The 17565-nt window shown below is 71.9% G+C and carries 16 protein-coding genes and 1 riboswitch; of the genes, 6 read left to right on the top strand and 10 right to left on the bottom strand.

Going from position 1 to position 17565, the window contains the following annotated elements; translation table 11 throughout:
- Positions 1–359: 359 nt before the first annotated feature.
- The gene (locus tag ACWCHM_RS31920) at positions 360–563 is read right to left on the bottom strand and encodes a cold-shock protein (RefSeq protein WP_067305333.1); all 204 of its coding nucleotides are present in this window, start codon (positions 561–563) and stop codon (positions 360–362) included.
- A 223-nt stretch (positions 564–786) separates the two neighbouring features.
- Between ACWCHM_RS31920 and ACWCHM_RS31915 the strand changes: the two genes are divergently transcribed.
- The gene (locus ACWCHM_RS31915) at positions 787–1317 is read left to right on the top strand and encodes a GNAT family N-acetyltransferase (RefSeq protein WP_204957551.1); all 531 of its coding nucleotides are present in this window, start codon (positions 787–789) and stop codon (positions 1315–1317) included.
- Between the two features lie 229 nt (positions 1318–1546).
- On the opposite strand, the gene paaN is transcribed toward ACWCHM_RS31915, so the two are convergent.
- From paaN to thrC, 3 genes are all read right to left on the bottom strand, one after another.
- Positions 1547–3220, bottom strand: coding sequence for a phenylacetic acid degradation protein PaaN (paaN, locus tag ACWCHM_RS31910; RefSeq protein ID WP_454221084.1), 1674 nt, complete (start codon positions 3218–3220; stop codon positions 1547–1549).
- Positions 3221–3272: 52 nt separating this feature from the next.
- Complete coding sequence (locus ACWCHM_RS31905) at positions 3273–4466, bottom strand: GNAT family N-acetyltransferase (protein WP_454221082.1); 1194 nt, start codon at positions 4464–4466, stop codon at positions 3273–3275.
- 311 nt (positions 4467–4777) lie between these two features.
- Positions 4778–6064, bottom strand: a complete 1287-nt coding sequence (gene thrC / locus ACWCHM_RS31900; protein ID WP_454221080.1) for a threonine synthase — start codon at positions 6062–6064, stop codon at positions 4778–4780.
- 8 nt (positions 6065–6072) lie between these two features.
- Positions 6073–6208: riboswitch (SAM riboswitch) on the bottom strand.
- 277 nt (positions 6209–6485) lie between these two features.
- Between thrC and ACWCHM_RS31895 the strand changes: the two genes are divergently transcribed.
- Positions 6486–7229 (top strand): hypothetical protein, encoded by a 744-nt coding sequence (locus tag ACWCHM_RS31895; RefSeq protein WP_454221079.1) that lies wholly within the window; start codon positions 6486–6488, stop codon positions 7227–7229.
- Positions 7230–7277: 48 nt separating this feature from the next.
- Here ACWCHM_RS31895 and ACWCHM_RS31890 read toward each other — a convergent pair whose 3' ends face one another.
- Positions 7278–7727 carry a DoxX family protein gene (locus tag ACWCHM_RS31890; RefSeq protein WP_281902483.1) on the bottom strand — a complete coding sequence of 150 codons (450 nt, stop codon included), beginning with the start codon at positions 7725–7727 and terminating at the stop codon, positions 7278–7280.
- A gap of 973 nt (positions 7728–8700) precedes the next feature.
- On the opposite strand from ACWCHM_RS31890, the gene ACWCHM_RS31885 reads away from it, so the two are divergent.
- Positions 8701–10461, top strand: a complete 1761-nt coding sequence (locus tag ACWCHM_RS31885) for a hypothetical protein (RefSeq protein ID WP_281902481.1) — start codon at positions 8701–8703, stop codon at positions 10459–10461.
- A gap of 161 nt (positions 10462–10622) precedes the next feature.
- On the opposite strand, the gene ACWCHM_RS31880 is transcribed toward ACWCHM_RS31885, so the two are convergent.
- The 4 genes from ACWCHM_RS31880 to ACWCHM_RS31865 form a co-directional block, all read right to left on the bottom strand.
- Positions 10623–11798: an ABC transporter permease gene (locus ACWCHM_RS31880; RefSeq protein ID WP_204958156.1), complete on the bottom strand. Its 1176-nt coding sequence runs from the start codon at positions 11796–11798 to the stop codon at positions 10623–10625.
- Positions 11799–11875: 77 nt separating this feature from the next.
- A complete protein-coding gene (locus tag ACWCHM_RS31875) occupies positions 11876–12562 on the bottom strand; it encodes an ABC transporter ATP-binding protein (RefSeq protein WP_204958155.1) in 687 nt (228 codons plus the stop codon).
- A 28-nt stretch (positions 12563–12590) separates the two neighbouring features.
- Positions 12591–13724, bottom strand: a complete 1134-nt coding sequence (locus ACWCHM_RS31870) for a peptidoglycan-binding protein (protein WP_454221077.1) — start codon at positions 13722–13724, stop codon at positions 12591–12593.
- Complete coding sequence (locus ACWCHM_RS31865; protein WP_454221076.1) at positions 13721–14263, bottom strand: hypothetical protein; 543 nt, start codon at positions 14261–14263, stop codon at positions 13721–13723. The genes ACWCHM_RS31870 and ACWCHM_RS31865 overlap by 4 nt, the downstream gene beginning before the upstream one ends.
- Before the next feature lie 125 nt (positions 14264–14388).
- Here ACWCHM_RS31865 and ACWCHM_RS31860 point away from each other — a divergent pair, with 125 nt between their 5' ends.
- From ACWCHM_RS31860 to ACWCHM_RS31850, 3 genes are read left to right on the top strand one after another with little or no spacing between them, the layout of a single operon-like run.
- Positions 14389–15045 (top strand): response regulator transcription factor, encoded by a 657-nt coding sequence (locus ACWCHM_RS31860; RefSeq protein WP_454221075.1) that lies wholly within the window; start codon positions 14389–14391, stop codon positions 15043–15045.
- Positions 15042–16214: a sensor histidine kinase gene (locus ACWCHM_RS31855; protein WP_454221073.1), complete on the top strand. Its 1173-nt coding sequence runs from the start codon at positions 15042–15044 to the stop codon at positions 16212–16214. Before ACWCHM_RS31860 ends, ACWCHM_RS31855 begins: the two co-directional genes overlap by 4 nt.
- Positions 16215–16256: 42 nt before the next feature.
- The gene (locus ACWCHM_RS31850) at positions 16257–17045 is read left to right on the top strand and encodes a hypothetical protein (RefSeq protein WP_454221072.1); all 789 of its coding nucleotides are present in this window, start codon (positions 16257–16259) and stop codon (positions 17043–17045) included.
- A 185-nt stretch (positions 17046–17230) separates the two neighbouring features.
- Here the strand turns inward: ACWCHM_RS31850 and ACWCHM_RS31845 are convergent, their stop codons facing one another.
- Complete coding sequence (locus ACWCHM_RS31845) at positions 17231–17461, bottom strand: winged helix-turn-helix domain-containing protein (RefSeq protein WP_454221070.1); 231 nt, start codon at positions 17459–17461, stop codon at positions 17231–17233.
- Positions 17462–17565 lie beyond the last annotated feature (104 nt).

The following is a 17565-nucleotide window of genomic DNA, read 5'->3' as shown; positions in this document are numbered from 1 at the left end:
GAGGGCGTGCCCGAGGGCTGCTGGCCGGAGGGCGTGCCCGAAGGCGGTTGCCCCCACGGGCCGCCCGGGGACCCGGCAGCGGGGTCGGGCGGGCCCGAAGGCGACTGGTCGGACATGAACCCTCCTCAGCGGGACGCCTGGACGGTTCACGATCTTTCCCGGCACCGGCCTGCGCCGCCAGCCGCCACCCGGACGGCCCGACGGGCCCGAACCCGCCCCGACCACCGGAGCGGCCCGGAGGTGAGACCCGCCCGACCGCCGGGGACGACCCGGAGGTGGTAACCCCCGGCCACGGGGGCGGCCCTGGGACGGGACCTGGTACGCCCCGTCACCGGGGAGGGGCGGGACCGGCGAGGAGGTCAGGCGATGACGCGGACCCGTTCGGCCTGCGGGCCCTTCTGGCCCTGGGCGATCTCGAACTCCACCCGCTGACCGTCGTCGAGCGCCTTGTAGCCGTCCATTTCGATGGCGGAGAAGTGGACGAAGACGTCCTGCCCGCCGTCGACGGCGATGAAGCCGTAGCCCTTTTCGGAGTTGAACCACTTGACGGTGCCCTGTGCCACGGTGCACTTCCTCACTCTGCGCGGCGTTCCCCAACTCCGGATTGCCGGCGGGCCGACAGCGGAGAGCCACCGTTCCGGCGGTCGGTGAGGGCCGCTGAATCGGTGACCGAAATCGCACGCTACACGAGGAGTGACGACAGCGCACGACCACAAATAGGGGCAAATCAGACGGGTATCGACCCGGTCACCCATCGGTGAACGTCGCTGCGGTATGCATGCCTGCATGACCTCTGCCCCGGCCCCACCGGCGACCCGCACGGCCCCCGTGCACCGGGTGCGTCCGCAGGACGCGGCCCGGATGCGGGCGCTGCGGCTGGAGATGCTCGCGGACGCGCCGCTGGCGTTCCTGGAGACGGTCGCCGAGGCAGCCGCCCGCCCGCACGCCGACTACGCGGCCCGGGTCGCGTACGTCTCCCAGGGGTGCCACACCGCCCAGTTCGTGGCCGACCCCGGCGGCCGGCTGGTCGGGCACGCGGGCGGCACCATCTCCCCCGACGAGCCGGGCCTGACGGTGGTCTACGCGGTCTACGTGACCCCCACGTGGCGGGGTACCGGCCTGCTCGGCGCGCTGATCGACGAGGTCGCCGCCTGGTCGCGCGCCTGCGGCCGGCCACAGCTCATGCTGGAGGTGGTGGTCGGCAACGACCGGGCCTGCCGGGCCTACCGTCGCCTGGGCTTCACCGACACCGGGGTACGCGTCCCGCACCCCAAGATCCCCGCCCTCAACGAACTCCAGATGCGCCGCCCCGCCTGACCCGCCGCCCCTCCCTCCCCCTCCCCGCCCCCCGTCCCACCCCGCCCCCGTCCCGCCCCGCCCGCCCGGCCTCCCCCGTGATCAAGAGGTTTAGGTCAAGTGATCAAGAGGTTCAGGTCAACCAGCCGCCCGGATCTGACGCAAACCTCTTGATCACCGGGGCTGGCCGGACGGGGGCGGGCGGGACTGGGCGGGGGGCCGGGTGGGGTGGGGTGGGGTGGGGTGGGGTTTAGGCGGGGCGGCGGGACTGGATGATGCGGAAGCGGTTAGCCACGTAGGCACCGTCGGTGAGGGCGGCGTTGGCGGCCGGGTTCGCGCCGCTGCCGTGGAAGTCCGAGAAGGCGGCGGACTGGTTGACGAAGACCCCGCCGGTGAGGTTGGCCGACAGGTGCACCCCGGCGTCGATCGCGGCGGCCTCGGCGGCGTCCAGCACCGCCTCGTCGGTGGAGTAGACGGCGGCGGTCAGCGCGCCGCACTCGCCCACGGTGGACCGGAGGATCTCCAGGCCGTGCGCGGTCGAGTCGGTGGCGATGACGAACGAGATCGGCCCGAACCACTCCCGGCCGTAGACCTCGGTGTCGGTGGCGGCGAGCTTGACGATGGTCGGCGTCCGGACCACCGCGTCGGGCAGCGCCGGGTGTGTGACGGTACGCGACTCCAGCACCGCCTCACCGACCTTGGTGACCTCGTCGAGGCGTTCCAACACCCCGTCGTTGACGATCGCGCCGGTCAGCTCCACCCCCCGGGCCGGATCGGCGGTGAGCTTCCCGACGGCGGCGGCGATGCCGGCGGCCACCTCGTCGAAGCTCTTGTGCCCCTGGTCGGTGTCGATGCCGGCGGCGGGGATCAGAATGTTCTGCGAGGTGGTGCACATCTGTCCGCTGTAGATGGTCAGCGTGAAGCCCAGGTTGCGGCACATCCCGGCGAAGTCGTCGGTGGAGTCGATGACGACGGTGTTCAGGCCCGCCTTCTCGGTGTAGACGGTCGCCTGCCGGGCGTTGGCCTCCAGCCAGTCGCCGTACCCGGTGGAACCGGTGAAGTCGACGATCTTCACGGCGGGGTGCAGGGCCAGTGTGGAGGCGAGCTTCTCGCCGGGGGCCTCGGGGGCGAGCAGCACCAGGTCGGGGTCGAAGCCGGCCTCGGCGAGCACCTCCCGGGCGTACTTCACGGTGATCGCCAGGGGCAGCACCGCGCGGGGGTGCGGCTTGACCACCACCGGGTTGCCGGTGACCAGCGAGGCGAACAGCCCGGGGTACGAGTTCCAGGTCGGGAAGGTGTTGCAACCGATGACCAGGGCCACCCCGCGCGGCACCACGTGGAACGTCTTGGTCATCCGCAGCGGGTCGCCCTTGCCGGCGGCCTTCTCCCAGCCGGCCGTCCCCGGGTGCCGGGTCATCTCGGCGTACGCGTAGGCGATCGCCTCCAGGGCCCGGTCCAGTGCGTGCGCGCCACCGGCCTGGAACGCCATCACGAACGCCTGGCCGCTGGTGAACTGCACCGCGTTGGCCAGTTCGAAGATGTGCTTGTGCAGCCGGGCGAGGATCTCCAGGCAGACTCCCGCCCGGGTCTGTGGGCCGGCGTCGCGCCAGGCCGGCAGGGCGGCGGAGGCGGCGGCGACCACCTCGTCCGCGCCCGGGTGCGGGTAGCGCACGTCCAGGGCCACCCCGAACGGGCTCGTCTCGGTGGCCACCCGGTCGCCCGCGCCGGGCTGGTCGAGCGGGAAGTCCCCACCGAGGTACGCCTCGAAGGCGGCCCTGCCGTCGGCGGCGGCGGTCTCGCCGTACACCCGGGGGCTGGGCGATTCGGGGTAGGCGGACCAGTACCCGCGTTCGGTGATCGCGGTCTGCGCGCGGTGCAGGGTGTCGGCGTGCCTGTCGTACAGCGGGTGCGGGGTCTCCGTCATGCCCGCCATCATGCAACAGATCACGACCAGATCAGTAGGGGCGTGTCACAGTTCAGATGGTCAACTGCCACTGGATGGACCCGGCCACCGGCCGGAACCCGAGCTGCTCGTTGATCGCGATCATGTGGCTGTTCGCCGCCGCGTTGTAGGTGTCGACCGCGCCCAGCTCCGGCTCGTACGCCAGGGTGTGTTCGAGGTTCTCGGCCTTGCAGAGCAGGCCGAGCCGGTGCCCCCGGTGGGCCGGGTCGACGATGGTGATCTGCTGCCAGGCGTGCCGGGTGGTGTTCGCGGCCAGGCTGAGCACGCTCCAGGCGACCAACCGGCCGGACGCCCCGTGCACGGCGGCGACGCTGTACCGGCGGACGCCCCGCGCGTCCAGCGCCCGCTCCATGCCCTGGAGGCGCTCGGCGTCCATCCGCTCGGGTTCCCATTCCAGGTCGCCCAGGGGTGCGTCGGCCAGCAGCCGACCCTCCAGGTAGGCGAGGTCGGCGAGGTGTTCCGGCGGCGGGTGACCGTGCCAGCGGACGGTGCGGTAGCCGGCTGCGGTCGACTGCGCCCCGGCCCGCAGCGCCGCCAGCCGGTCCCGGTCGAGCGCGGTGACGTCGAGCCGGCGGCGGACGTCGACCAGCGCCGGCCGGGCACCGAGTGCCGCCGCGAAGGCGGCCCCGGGAAACTCCCCCACCGGGGTGGCCCCGACCGCTCCGGCCGACGGCTGCCCGCCCAGGCCACCCGACGCCGACGCACCCGGCTCATCGGGTGTCGTCCCACCCGGACCGCCTGACGCCGACGCACCCGGCCCGACCGGCGTCGTCCCGCCCGGGATCGCCCCGCCCGGCCCGTCCGGCGTCGCCCCACCCGGCCCGTCCGGTAGCGGGGTCACGGCGGAGCCGACCACCCGCTTGCAGCCGGCCTCCCGGAGCAGCCGCCGGGCGTGGGCGGCCAACGCCCGCCCCACCCCGCGCCGCCGGTACGCCGGATCCACGGCCAGTTCGATGCTGGCGTTCTCGGTGTTGTCCAGCAGGTGCAGGTTGATCCGGACCCAGCCGACGGGCACCCCGTCGAGCCGGGCCACCGACCACCTGGTGTCGATGCCGGGCATCGGGTGCCACAGCGCCGCCTCGAAGCGTCGCCGGCACAGCGGCGGCAGGTCGGGCGATTCCGTCGCCTCGACCGTGGCCGCGATCCGGTAGGCCGCGTCGAGGGTGGGCTGATCGGTCCGGTCGATCGTTGCGATGTCCAGGGCCACGCCGCGAGTCTTTCCCGTGGACGACATCGGGGGCCAGCGGATTTCCGCTGGCCCCCGGTTCACGTTGGTCGGGAGGGACGTTCGCACAACGCCTCCGGCGTTGGGTCGCAAGAACTTGAAAAGTCTCCGGCGAAAGCCCTCCCGCACGGAGCATCTTCCGCCGCCCGGTTCCTGCCGTCAAGTCCTTCCCGGTGGGTTTTCACCACCCACCGCGAAAACCCGGTCACCCAGAGATCCACTCGGGCCGCCCAGCGCCCGTGATCGACAGGCGCACGGGGCCGACCACGCAGGGTGCGGGCGGCGCGCCGGGTTCAGGCGAGGAGGCCGGCGTCGCGGGCGGCCCGCAGGGACGGCTTGATCCGGTGGGTGGGGCCGACCTGACCGGCGACCGCGTCGATGGTCTTGAGGCCCTCGCCGGTGTTGAAGACGACCGTCTCGGCGGTCGGGTCGAGCCGACCGGACTCGACGAGCTTGCGCAGCACCGCCACGGTCACCCCGCCGGCCGTCTCGGCGAAGACGCCCGTGGTGCGGGCCAGCAGCCGGATGCCGGCGCGGATCTCGTCGTCGTCGACGTACTCCATCCAGCCGCCGGTGCGCCGGACCGCCTCCAGGGCGTACAGGCCGGCGGCGGGGTCACCGATGTTGAGCGACTTGGCGATGCCGGTCGGCCGGACCGGGGTGATGGTGTCGGTGTCGGCGTGCAGGGCGGCGGCGATCGGGTTGCAACCTGCCGACTGGGCGCCGAACACCTTCCAGCCCCCGGCCGGCGCTTCGACCAGGCCGATCTCGACCAGCTCGGTGAACGCCTTGTCGATCTTGGTGAGCAGCTCGCCGGAGGCCATCGGGATGACCACCTGGGCCGGGATCCGCCAGCCGAGCTGCTCGGCCACCTCGTACCCGAGGGTCTTGGAGCCCTCGGCGTAGTAGGGCCGGACGTTGACGTTGACGAAGGCGGTGTCCTCGAACTCGTCGGTCTCCACCAGCTCGCCGCAGAGCCGGTTCACGTCGTCGTACGAGCCGTCGATGGCGACCAGGTCGCCGCCGTAGACGGCGGTGGTGATCACCTTGCCCTGCTCCAGGTCGCCCGGGATGAAGACCACCGAGGGCGCACCGGCGCGGGCCGCGTGGGCGGCCACCGAGTTGGCCAGGTTGCCGGTCGAGGCGCAGGCGAACCGCTCGAAGCCGAGCGCCTTCGCGGCGGTGAGCGCCACCGAGACCACCCGGTCCTTGAACGAGTGGGTCGGGTTGGCGCTGTCGTCCTTGACCCACAGCGGCGCGCTGATGCCCAGCTCGGTGGCGAGGTTGGGCGCGGCCACCAGCGGGGTCAGCCCGGGGTCGAGGGTGACCCGGGTGGCCGGGTCCTGGCCGGCGGGCAGGAGGGCGGCGTACCGCCAGATGTTCTGTGGGCCGGCCTCGATCTGCTCCCGGGTGACGCGGGCCAGCGCGGCGGTGTCGTAGTCGACCTCCAGCGGGCCGAAACACTCGTGACAGGCGTGCTGCGCGGCGAGCGGGTAGCGGGCGGAACAGGCGCGGCAGACCAGCGCGCGGGCGGGGCTGGCGGTGGTGTCGATCCCGGGGGCGGCGAGCGTCGACGTCATGTCGATTCCTCTCATCTTTCCCCGCATCGCACCCTGCGGCGGGGACGGAATTGGCACCTGCCCCGCCGGACGCTCAGCGATGAGCGCGCGGGGTGGTTGCCGGGGCGTCGTCGGGCCGTATCCCTCAGCCCCTCTGGATGAGGTATGCAGTTGTGGAACCGAGTCTAGGCAGCTTCGCGGCCTTCGCCCAGCCGGCTTCCCACGGTGTGAGCCACCCCGCTGCCGGACCTCGGCCGGGCGCCCCGGCCGACACCGATGTTTCGGGGAAGTTTCCAGCTCAACACGGCCGTACGCACCGGGCCGGGAAAGCCGTACGCCGGGCCCCCCGGTCGGCCCCTGACCGCGCTCCGACAGGCCGACCCGGGCCGCCCGTGGAGCCGATGACCGGTATTGCCATCGATCAGTACGGTGCGGTCACCTGATGTCGAGAGAGGACCCCCCGGCCATGCGACGGATCCCGTTGAGCCTCACCAGCCTCGCCCTGGTCTGCCTGCTCACCGCGTGCGGGGGTGAGCAGGGCCCGATGGAGGCGGCGACGCCCACGGTCAGCCCGTCCACCGAGCCCTCCACCGCCTCGGTGCTGAACGCGACCACGCCCGACCCGATGCCCACCAGCGCCAAGCCGGCCCCGCAGCAGAAGAGCGCCTCCGGCACCGCCCCGGCGGCCACCACCACCGCCCCGGCACCCGTGGTCAAGACTCCGTTGACCTGCGCCCACCTGGCGGGTGCCAAGCTCGGCAGCAGCAAGACGCCCTACAACGGCTACCCGGACTACCTGCCGTTGACCGAGGGGCAGTGGTCGGGCGAGGACGGCGCGACCGTGACGCTCCAGAAGCCCTGCGGCATCGGCGACCTCGACGGCGACGGCGCGGACGACGCGGTCGGTGTGGTCTCGGTCAACTCCGGGGGCAGTGGCACCTTCTACACCGTCGCGGTGTGGCGCAACAGCGGCGGCCTGCCGGTGTTCCGGGCGCTGACCGACCTCGGCGACCGGACCCCGGTCGTGTCGATCAGTGTGGCCGGGCGGCGGGCCACCGTGGTCTGGTTGACCCGCAGCCCCAGCCGGGGCATGGCCGAACTGGACATCAGGCGCACGTCGGTCTACAAGCTCTCCGGCAGCACGCTCACCGAGGTGAGCCACTCCGACGCCCCCTACAACCCCTGACCGGACGGGTCGCCGGGGCCACCTGCCCCGGCGACCCGGATCGGTGGGTCAGACCGGCACCGAGCTGGGCTCGGACACCGGGGTCGCCGGGGCGTCGGAACGCCGGCCGCCGAGCAGCGTGTCGAGCGCCCAGGAACCCGGGCCAAGCACCGCGATCAGCAGGAACGACCAGCAGAACAGCGCGGACAGTTCCCCACCGTTGCGCATCGGCAGCAGCCCTTCGGGCTGGTGCACCACGAAGTAGGCGTACGCCATCGAGCCGGACGCGAGCAGCGCCGCGGGCCGGGTGAACAGACCGGCGAGCACGAGTGCGCCGCAGACCAGCTGGATCAGCGCGGCCCACCAGCCAGGCCAGGTGCCGAGGGGGACGGCCTTGCCGGTCATCGGGTTGCCGCCGAACAACCCGAAGACCGACGACAGGCCGTGCAGCATGAACAGCAGGCCGATGACGATGCGGTACAGGGACAGGGTCGGCCCGCCGAGCCGAGAGACGTTCATGGGAACCTCCATGGAAGGGAAAACTTCCCACCCATGATGAAGCATCGAAGCACTTAAATCGATAAATTCTTTGTTACTGGGAAGATCCCGTCGCGAGACAATACCCCACCTTCCGCACCCCGGGTCACCGCCCGCCGGCCGACGCCGGCCGACCGACCCCCACCCCACCTCCGCACCCCGCGCCGACCACCCGCGGGGCCGTCGGCGCGGCACGGAACATAATGATTGTTAACTATTAATTAACTGTCATCAAGTTCATACCTCCCGTTTATGGTAAATGAATATGCGCACAATTCGCGTGACCCGTGGCGGGCGCATCGTCCGATGGACGGTGGAACCATCCGACCCCGACCACCACCTCCCGCCGCGACGCGGCCGGCGCGGCTCCCCGACCGACACTCCCGGCCGACACTCCCGCACCACACGTGTGACGTGCACGTTCACTGAGCGCGCCGACAGGCGTGGAGCGAGCCGGCCACTCCGGCAGCGGCCGACGCCCGGGACCGTCCACCCCGGCCCGTGCGCCGGCTTCGGACGACAGCAACCGGTTGGCGCGATATTCCCGGGAAACCCCGAAAGCCGGACCCATCAGCAATTTTCGCGACGCCACCCCCGGGCATACTGCGGCACCTCCGAGCCGCCACCCAGCGCCCCGGCCGATCCCCCAGGCAGTTCAATAATCCTTAACAACCAGTACCACGACATCGACCTACGTAATACGTTAGCCTCGTCACCACGTTACGCCCGGAACTGCGGACCCATCCCCCTGTTCATCAGCCGTCCACACCACACCCATCGGCCCGTGATGCCCATGTCGGCAATTTCCTATTTCCGTCGTACGAGGCACCCCGGGCGACCGGTGCTGCGATTCCGCGCGTCACGTCGATTATCCATTCGCCCTGGTCGAGAGCGGTCTGCCCACCCCCCGTCCCGGCTGACGCCACCTCGACCAGCATTCACGGAGAGGACCACCGTGCGACGTCGACCACTCCTGCCGTCACGACTTCTGGCCGCATTCGGCACGCTGATTCTGCTACCCGTTCTCGCCACCCCGGCCAGCGCCGACACCCCGTCCGAATCGATACGGCTGCTCGCCAAGGCCGCCGCCGACGAGTGTTTCGCCGGTGTCGGGGTCGACTACCCACCGGGGCCGCCCTGCGCCGAGGGACAACCCAAGGTCAACCAGTCGTACGTCTGGGGGCTCGCCCAGGCCGGCCGCCGGCTCTGGTTCGGCACCGGAGCGAACGTGCTCTGCCTCAAGCCCAAGGGCTACCAGGTCCGGGAACCGATCCTCAACGACGACTACGTCTGCGAGTTCAACCAGAGCCAGCCGGCCCGGAACAATCCGGCCTGGCCGGCCACCCTCGGCGACCACCGCGCACCCGAGGTCTACACCTACGACCTGGCCACCGAACGGCTCACCGAGCGCACCGCCGACATCACGTCGGCCTCCCCGGCGGACGCCAACCTGTTGAACACCACGGCCGGGCTGCGCAGCGCCGCCGCCCACCAGGGCGTCGTACTGCTCGCCGGCCCCAGCGTGCTCGGCGGGGTGAACGTGTTCGCCTTCGACGGCATCACCGGCCGGTACCTCGGCTCGACCAACCTCTCCGCGTACGAGAACATCAGGCACTGGGTGGTCGCCGCCGGTGTGCTCTACGCCGGGGTCGGCGTGGGCATCAACGGCGGCGAGGCGGGCAAGGTGCTGCGCTGGACCGGCGACCGCACCACCCCGTTCAGCTTCACCGAGGTCGCCGACCTGCCCACCCAGGTCGCCGACCTGACCGAACACCAGGGCCGGCTCTACGTCTCCACCTGGCCGAAGGCGGTCGTCGAGGGCTCCGTCGCGCCGTCCCCGGTCAGCACGGTGGCCACCGCCCCCGGCGACAGCGGCACCCCACTCGCACCCCCGGCCGAGGACGTCAACGACCTGGCCAGCATCTGGCGGAGCCCGCTGCTCGCCGTCGGCACCCCCGGCCTCAACCCGGAGGACGCCGGAAACTGGACGCAGGTCTGGTCGGCCGCCGAGTACGAGCCGGACCCGGTGGTCCGCCGGGCGTACGCCCTCGGTGGGCTCGCCTCCTTCGGCGGCCAGCTCTACTGGGGCACCATGCACGTGCCGCTGCAGGCGACCGCCCTGCACGTCTCGGTGTACCCGCCGCGCACCCCGGCGCAGCTCCAGGCCACCGTGCAGAACACCCAGCGGGCGTTCGCCGTCTTCCGGGGCCAGAACCTCGGCGGTGCCCACGAACGGATCGAGACGCTCTACGGCGAGTCGACGCTGCCGGCCTTCGACCCGGCCGCGAACAACGGCGTGGGCGCCTGGGCGCCGGCACCCACCGGCGTGACCCCGGTCTACGGCGGTTCCGGCTTCGGCGACCCGTTCAACCTGTACGCCTGGAAGATGGCGGTGGCCGGCGGCCGGCTCTACATCGGCACCATGGACTTCGCCTACATCTCGCTGGAGGGGCAGATGCCGACGCCGCCGGCCGGTGCCACCACCACCCCGCCCACCTTCGGCTCCGACCTCTGGGCGTTCGACGGGTCGGACCAACCCGCCCGCGCGGTCGACACCGGAGGCTTCGGCAACCCGCTCAACCAGGGGGTACGCACGATGATCGTGGACGGGACCACGCTCTACGTCGGGATGGCGAACCCGATGAACCTGCGTACCGACCCGACGCCCGGCGTCCCCAAGGGGGGTTGGGAGCTGATCCGGGTCAGCCGCCGGTGACGCCGGCCGGCTGACCGTGGCCCGGCGGCCCGGGGTTCCACCGGCCGCCGGGCCGCACCGCCCGCACGCCACCTGCCCGCACGGGTGTGGCGCGCGGATCGGGGGTCACCCGGCGGCACGTCGCCCACCGGGCGAGGTGCCGCCGGGCGGGCCCGGGGCGGTCACGGGGTGGCGAGGGCCTCGGTGGGCGAGAGCCGGCTGGCCCGGATCGCCGGGTAGAGCCCGGCCAACGCACCGATGGCGATGGTCGCCCCGATACCGCCGGCCACCACCCAGAGCGGCACCACGGTCGGCCACCCCTGCGAGCTGGCGTAACCGGCGGTGACCAGGCCGCCGAGCAGCACCCCGCCGACGCCGCCCAGGGCGGACAGCAGCAGCGACTCGGCGAGGAACTGGGTCCGGATCTGCCCCCGGGTGGCGCCCAGCGACCGCCGCAACCCGATCTCGGCCCGCCGCTCGATCACCGAGATGACCATGGTGTTGGCCACCCCCACCCCGCCGACCAGCAACGCCACCGCGCCGAGCCCGAGCAGCAGGCCGGTGAACGCCTCGTCGGTGGCCTGCTGGGCGGCGAGCGCGTCCGACGGCCGGGAGACCTGGATCTCGTTGGACTGCTCCGGGTTGGCCGTCGCCGCCAGCACCGCCCGGACGGCCTCGACGTGCTGCTCGGCCGAGCGGGTGTAGATCCGGGTCGGATGCCCGTCCAGGCCGAGGTAGGTGGTCGCGGCCGACCAGCCGACCAACGCCGACGAGTCGAGTTCCGGGGCGAGCGGGACCGGCCGCAGGATGCCGATCACGGTGAACCACCGCCCGTCGACGTACACCTGGATGTCGGGTCCGGCCGCACCGAGGCCGAGCCGCTGCGCGGCCACCGACCCGAGCACCGTGGCCGGATACCTCGCGGTGGCCTCGTTGAGCCAGGTCCCGCTGGCCAGCGAGCCACCGACGGTGTCGAGCAGGTCCAGCTCCACCGCCTGGGTGCCCAGGCCGCCGGTCTGCGCCTCCGGAATCCGGTCCGACCGGTAGACCGGGGTGTCGGCCAGTTGCGCGGTGGCCGACACCTGGCGTACCGGGGCGATCCGGCTGATCATGCCGACCGCCTCGACCGGCAGTTGGGCGTCCGCGCCGAACAGGGTGCTGCCCGGCGCGACGGTGAGCAGGTTGGTGCCCAGGGCGGCCAGCGTCCGGTCCAGGTCGGCCCGGGACGACGACGAGATGCCGACCACGCTGATCATCGCCGCGATGCCGATGGCGATGCCCAGGGCGGACAGGAACGCCCGCAGCGGCCGGGTGCGTAGTCCCACGCCGCCGACCCGCAGCACGTCACGCGGGCTCATCCGGGCCGGGCGCAGCCGCTCCGGCCGCCCGGCGTCACCCCGACGTCGCGCGCCGGTCGGCCGCACCGGTGTCGTGGTCATCGCAGCACCCCTTCGGTAGGCGCGGCGGAGTCCGCCACGATCAGCCCGTCGCGCATCTGCACCTGCCGGGGCAGGCTCGCCGCGATCTCCCGGTCGTGGGTGATCACCACGACGGTGGTGCCGGCCGCGTGCAGTTCGTGCAGCAGCTCCATCACCCCCGCACCGGAGCTGGAGTCGAGGTTGCCGGTCGGCTCGTCGGCCAGCAGCAGCGGCGGTTCACCGACCACCGCCCTGGCGATCGCCGCCCGCTGCCGCTCGCCGCCGGAGAGCTGATGTGGCCGGTGGTCCAGCCGGTGCCCCAGGCCGACCCGTCGCAGCGCCGCCTCCGCCCGCCGCCGCCGCTCCCGCCGGGGCACCCCGGCATAGAGCAGGCCGTCCGCCACGTTCTCCACCAGGGGTACGCCGGCAGCCAGATGGAACTGCTGGAACACGAACCCGATCCGGCTGGCCCGCAATGCGGACAGCTCCCGGTCGGACAGCCGGGCGGCGTCGTACCCGTCGATGTGGACCGCGCCCGAGCTGGGCCGGTCCAGCGTGCCGATCACGTTGAGCATGGTGGACTTCCCCGACCCGGACGGGCCGACGATGGCCACCAGGGCACCCCGGTCGACGGTCATCGACACCCCACCGAGGGCGGCGACCGTGTCGCCGTACCGTTTGGTGACGTCGCGCAGCTCGACCACGTGGTCGGGGCCGGCGGGCCGGGCCGGCTCAGTCACCGGGCATCCCCACGGTCAGCCCCGCGGTGACCCCCTCGCCGGAGACCTCCACCCGACCGTCCGCGAACAGGCCGGTGCGCACCGCGACGATCCGGGTGCCGGTGTCCTCCACGACCTGGAGCCCGTAACCGCCCTCGGCGAGGGTGAGCAGCGCCGCGACCGGTACGGAGAGCACGTCGGCGCGTTCCGAGGCGATCAGGCCGAGATCCACCGCCGCCTTGTCGTAGCCGGCCAGCACCTTCGGGTCGTCCCCGGTGACGGTGACCTCGATCTTGGTCTCGGTCTCCGGGTCCTTGCCGGACGCCGCCGTCGTCTGCACCACCGTCTCGACCGTGTCGACCTTGCCGGTGCTGCGGGTGCCGTCCGGCAGGGTGATGGTCACCTTCGCGCCCTTGCGGGCCAGCCGCTGGTCCTCGACGTCCAGGGTGCAGGTGACCAGCCGGGCCGTCCCGGTGGTGGACAGCACCACCTTGCCCGCGCCCACCGTGTCGCCCACCTCCACGCCGTGGCTCTCCACCCGCACCTCGCCCGGGGCGTAGACGATCCGGGCCGGTTCGACCTGACCGGTCTCCGGCAGGCCCAGGTCCTCCTGCCAGTCGCGGACCGCGTCGGCGGTCGCCGAGGTGAAGTCCTCGTCGACGTCGAAGCCGGTGTGCCCGAGCGCGGCGAGGTTCTGCTCGAACTGCTTGACGTCGGTGCCGCTGACCCCGGAACGCAGCATCCGGTACGCGGGCAGGCTGCCGTAGAGCAGCACCACCGGCTCGTCGTCGATCCGGTAGAGGGCCTTGCCCCGCTTGACCGTCGCGCCACCCGCGGCGAGCCAGGTGACCGTCCCGGCCAGCCGGCTCTCCCGGGCGCGCGGGGTGCCGTACCCCAGTTCGCCGTTCTTGGTCTCCCGGTCGACCAGGGTCTGCCGGGTCACGGTGGCGGTCGCCGGCGGCCGGTCCACGGCGGCCGACCGGTCGGCCTGGCCGTCGGTGGCGGAGGTGACCGCCACGACCGCCACCGCCACCACCAGCAACGCCACCGCACCGAGCAGGACCCCGGCGCGTGGGCGTCGCCGCCGGGCCGGTGGCTCGTCGGGTGCGGTGGCGGTCGACTCGACGGGTCGGGCCGTGGTGCTCATGACGTCCTCCGGCGTTCACCGAGGTTGGGCATGATCTCCCGACACTTGTCGAACGCGGCCCGCACCTTCGGGTCCTTCAGGTCGATGTTGGCCTTGCCGGGCTGGATGCGCCCGTCGGCGGCCGGGTCCGGGAAGTCCGGCACGCCGTTCTCCCGCATGCAGCCGGCCAGCTTGCGGACCTGCTCGGTCTGTTCGGCGTCGAGCTGCCGGGGTTGCCCGCCGTTGGGGGCGTACTCGCGGCACTCCTGGAGCGCCGCCTGCACCTTGCCCAGGTCGATGTCCGCCCCCGCGTCGAACCGTGGCCCCTTCTGCCCCGGCTCCGGGTCCGGCACGTCGAGGCCCTGTTCCCGCAGGCACGTGGTGAACTTGAGCTGGCGCTGCTCGTCGCTCAGCCCGGCGGCGGACACCGAGGGCTCCGCGCCACCACCACCGGCGGTGGCCACCCCGGGGTCGTCGTCGCCGTCGGACTGGCAGCCGCTCAGGGCCAGGGCCGCCACCACGGGCAGGGCCAGCAGCAGGCTCAGTGGATTTCGTCGCATCGTCGGTCTCCCTTCCGGCCGGCAGAGAGCCGGCATTAGGGATAACTCAACTCCTGAGGCGGTATCCAGGGCATAAGCGGTGGCGTTAACGCGGTGGTTATCCCGGCGTGGGCGAGGATGTAACGGTGCGCGTACTGGTGTGCGAGGACGAGAAGCTGCTCGCGGACGCGATCGCCGAATGGCTCCGCCGGGAGTCGTTCGCGGTCGACGTCGCGTACGACGGCGACGCCGCCCTGGAACGGATCGGCGTCAACGGCTACGACGTGGTGGTGCTCGACCGGGACCTGCCGGTGGTGCACGGCGACGACGTGTGCCGGGCGCTGGTCCGGGCCGAGCGGGACACCCGGATCCTGATGCTGACCGCCGCCGCCGCCGTCCGGGAACGGGTCGCCGGCCTGGCCATCGGTGCCGACGACTACCTCACCAAGCCGTTCGCGTTCGTCGAGCTGAGCGCCCGGGTGCACGCGCTGACCCGGCGTACCCGCCCGGCCGCCCCGCCGAAGCTGAGCCGGGCCGGGATCGTCCTGGACCCGGCCCGCTTGCAGGTCACCCGGGACGGGAACTTCGTGCCGCTGTCCCGCAAGGAGTTCAGCGTGCTGGCCGAGCTGCTACGCGCCGACGGCGCGGTGGTCTCCGCCGAGGACCTGCTCGAACGGGCCTGGGACGAGCACATCGACCCGATGACCAACGTGCTGCGGGTCACCGTGATGAAGCTGCGACGCAAGCTCGGTGACCCGCCGGTCATCGAGACGGTGCCCGGAGTGGGGTACCAGATCCGATGAGGAAACCGACCATCCGGGCCAGGCTGACCATCATCTACGGCGGCCTGTTCCTGCTCGCCGGCACGGTGCTGCTCGCCGTGACGTACGTGCTGGTCGACCAGCGGCTCGCCCACGGGCTCGGGTTCAACCTGCGCGGCAGCGGCGGCAATGAGTCGGTCTCGCTGCCGCAGGGCACCCAGATCAGCGCCAGCCAGGCCGAACACCTACGCACCATCGTCCGACAGGTGCAGGACGACGCCCGCCGCGACGCCCTGGACTCGCTGCTCACCCAGGGCGGGGTGGCACTGGCCGTGGTGACCATCGCCGCGGTCGCCTTCGGCTGGCTGGTCGCCGGCCGGGCGTTGCAGCCGTTGCAGCAGATCACCGGCACGGCCCGCCGTATCGCCGGCGCCGACGGCGCGGGCCGGGGGCTGCACGAGCGGATCGCCCTGGTCGGGCCGACCGACGAGGTGAAGGAGCTGGCCGACACGTTCGACCTGATGCTCGAACGCCTCGACCGGTCCTTCGACGGGCAACGGCGCTTCGTCGCCAACGCCTCACACGAGCTGCGTACCCCGCTGGCGATCAACCGGTCCCTGGTGGAGTTGGCGATCACCAGGCCGGACGCCTCACCCGAGGTCCGACAGCTCGGGGAGACCCTGCTGGCCGTCAACGAACGTCACGAACGGCTGATCGACGGGCTGCTCACCCTCGCCGACTCGGAGAACGCGCTGGCCGAACACGCCGAGGTGGACCTCGCCGAGATCGCCGGGCACGTCGCGGAGCAGACCGGCCGGTCCACCGCGCTCGCCGTCACCCGCGAACTGGCCCCGGCGCGTACGGCCGGCGACCCGGTGCTGCTGGAACGGCTCACCCAGAACCTGGTGGAGAACGCCGTCCGGCACAACGTCGACACCGACGGCTGGCTCTCGGTCGCCACGGCGGTGGTCGACGGTCGGGCCACCCTGACCGTCAGCAACAGCGGGCCGGTGGTGCCCGGGTACGAGATCGAGACGATGTTCCTGCCGTTCCGCCGGCTCAACCGGGAACGGGTCGCCGGTCAGCGGGGCTTCGGCCTGGGGCTGTCCATCGTGCGGGCGGTGGCGCGGGCGCACGGCGGGACGGTGCGGGCCGTCCCCCGCCCCGACGGCGGCCTGGTGGTAACCGTCTCCCTCCCCACCACCGGCTGACCCGGCGGCCCACGGCCAGCGGAGCCATGACGGGAGATGACGATGAACGCGACGAAGGTCGTTGTTGCCCTCAAAGCGGTGAACGACAACACCGTCGTACGCCCGTACGGCGACGGCCTGCTGGTCGACCTGCCGCTGACCTACGGCGACGGCGACGGAGTGCGGGTGTTGGTCGAGCCGATGGGATCGGGCTACCGGGTGACCGATCGTGCAGCCGCTGCCTCCCTGTTGGCCATGGCTGGAGTGAATCTGTCCACCGGCCGCGCTGCCGAGGCATTCGCCGAGCTCATGGTCGGGGCCGGCCTGAACGGGGTCAACGCTGCACCCGGTGAGATCACGACTTTCGGGGCCGCTGATGATCTGGGCAAGCTGGTGCTCGACGTCGCCCAGGCCTCCCTCCGCGCCGATCAGTTGCGATGGCTCGCCCCACGGCAGGCGGGAATGGGGTTCGTCGATCGGGTCACGGACCGGGTCACCGCTTGGGCCGGGCGCAGCCGCGAGCTTCAACGGGACGCTCCGATTCCGCTGGAGTCAGGGCGCAACCGCTCGGTCACCCTGCGGGTCGCCAATGACAGCGAGGCGGCCTATGTCCAGGCCGTCAGCCTGCGTGATCCCGATCAGGCAGCCGAACACTGCTACCACGTCTTCGGCCTGTCGACGATCGCGCGAGAGAGCCGGGTCGCGGCGCTGGACGGCTCGGCGCGCGACTGGCCGGCAGCGATCGTCGCCGAGTTGCGGACGGTCAGCGACGTCGAGTTCTTCGATGACCCACTCAGCCTCGAACGGCAACTCGACAAGGTCGTACCGCTCCCGCAGGCCGCGCTCCGGTAATGGTGGGAGCCGCACCGCCGGTGTGGGCACAGGTCGACGTCCATGATCATTTAACGTTTACGAGTACTTGACACGGCGTGTCGTCTCTCTGAACCGTCAATGATCATGAGGCCCACGTCAGCACCTCGGCGGCATCCTCGACCAATCCCTCGAACCACCTTCGCCACCCCCGTCGGAGGCGAGCGTCACGAGTTGCCCACCTCGCGGACGAACACTCCGCGCCCTGGGGCGCCGATCACCACACCCCGGTCACGCAGCAGCGCCACGGCTCGTGCAGCGGTGGAGAACGAGACGGAATAGAGGTCCGCGAGCTGAGAGTAGGAGGGCAGCTTGGCCCCCGGCTCATACTCGCCACCCTTGATCCGGCTGGTGATGTCGGCGGCGATATCGGTATAGCTCAGCGGAATCGCGGGCATGGTGATCCTCCCGGGTTGGCAATCCCATCTGATCACGTTGTGCAACTCACCTCAAGCGCTTGGTTGACCTATGTCACTAGGCGCAATAACATGGAGGCGAGCCG

The organism is Micromonospora sp. SCSIO 07396, from assembly GCF_053667945.1.
This window is presented reverse-complemented; position numbering and strand designations above follow the sequence as displayed.

Excerpts from the sequence above, each read along its gene's own strand:
- ACWCHM_RS31870 (WP_454221077.1), bottom strand. The coding sequence starts at position 13,724 with ATGAGCACCACGGCCCGACCCGTCGAGTCGACCGCCACCGCACCCGAC.
- ACWCHM_RS31855 (WP_454221073.1), top strand. The coding sequence starts at position 15,042 with ATGAGGAAACCGACCATCCGGGCCAGGCTGACCATCATCTACGGCGGC.
- ACWCHM_RS31890 (WP_281902483.1), bottom strand. The coding sequence starts at position 7,727 with ATGAACGTCTCTCGGCTCGGCGGGCCGACCCTGTCCCTGTACCGCATC.
- ACWCHM_RS31895 (WP_454221079.1), top strand. The coding sequence starts at position 6,486 with ATGTCGAGAGAGGACCCCCCGGCCATGCGACGGATCCCGTTGAGCCTC.
- ACWCHM_RS31865 (WP_454221076.1), bottom strand. The coding sequence starts at position 14,263 with ATGCGACGAAATCCACTGAGCCTGCTGCTGGCCCTGCCCGTGGTGGCG.
- ACWCHM_RS31845 (WP_454221070.1), bottom strand. The coding sequence starts at position 17,461 with ATGCCCGCGATTCCGCTGAGCTATACCGATATCGCCGCCGACATCACC.
- paaN (WP_454221084.1), bottom strand. The coding sequence starts at position 3,220 with ATGACGGAGACCCCGCACCCGCTGTACGACAGGCACGCCGACACCCTG.
- thrC (WP_454221080.1), bottom strand. The coding sequence starts at position 6,064 with ATGACGTCGACGCTCGCCGCCCCCGGGATCGACACCACCGCCAGCCCC.
- ACWCHM_RS31880 (WP_204958156.1), bottom strand. The coding sequence starts at position 11,798 with ATGAGCCCGCGTGACGTGCTGCGGGTCGGCGGCGTGGGACTACGCACC.
- ACWCHM_RS31915 (WP_204957551.1), top strand. The coding sequence starts at position 787 with ATGACCTCTGCCCCGGCCCCACCGGCGACCCGCACGGCCCCCGTGCAC.
- ACWCHM_RS31850 (WP_454221072.1), top strand. The coding sequence starts at position 16,257 with ATGAACGCGACGAAGGTCGTTGTTGCCCTCAAAGCGGTGAACGACAAC.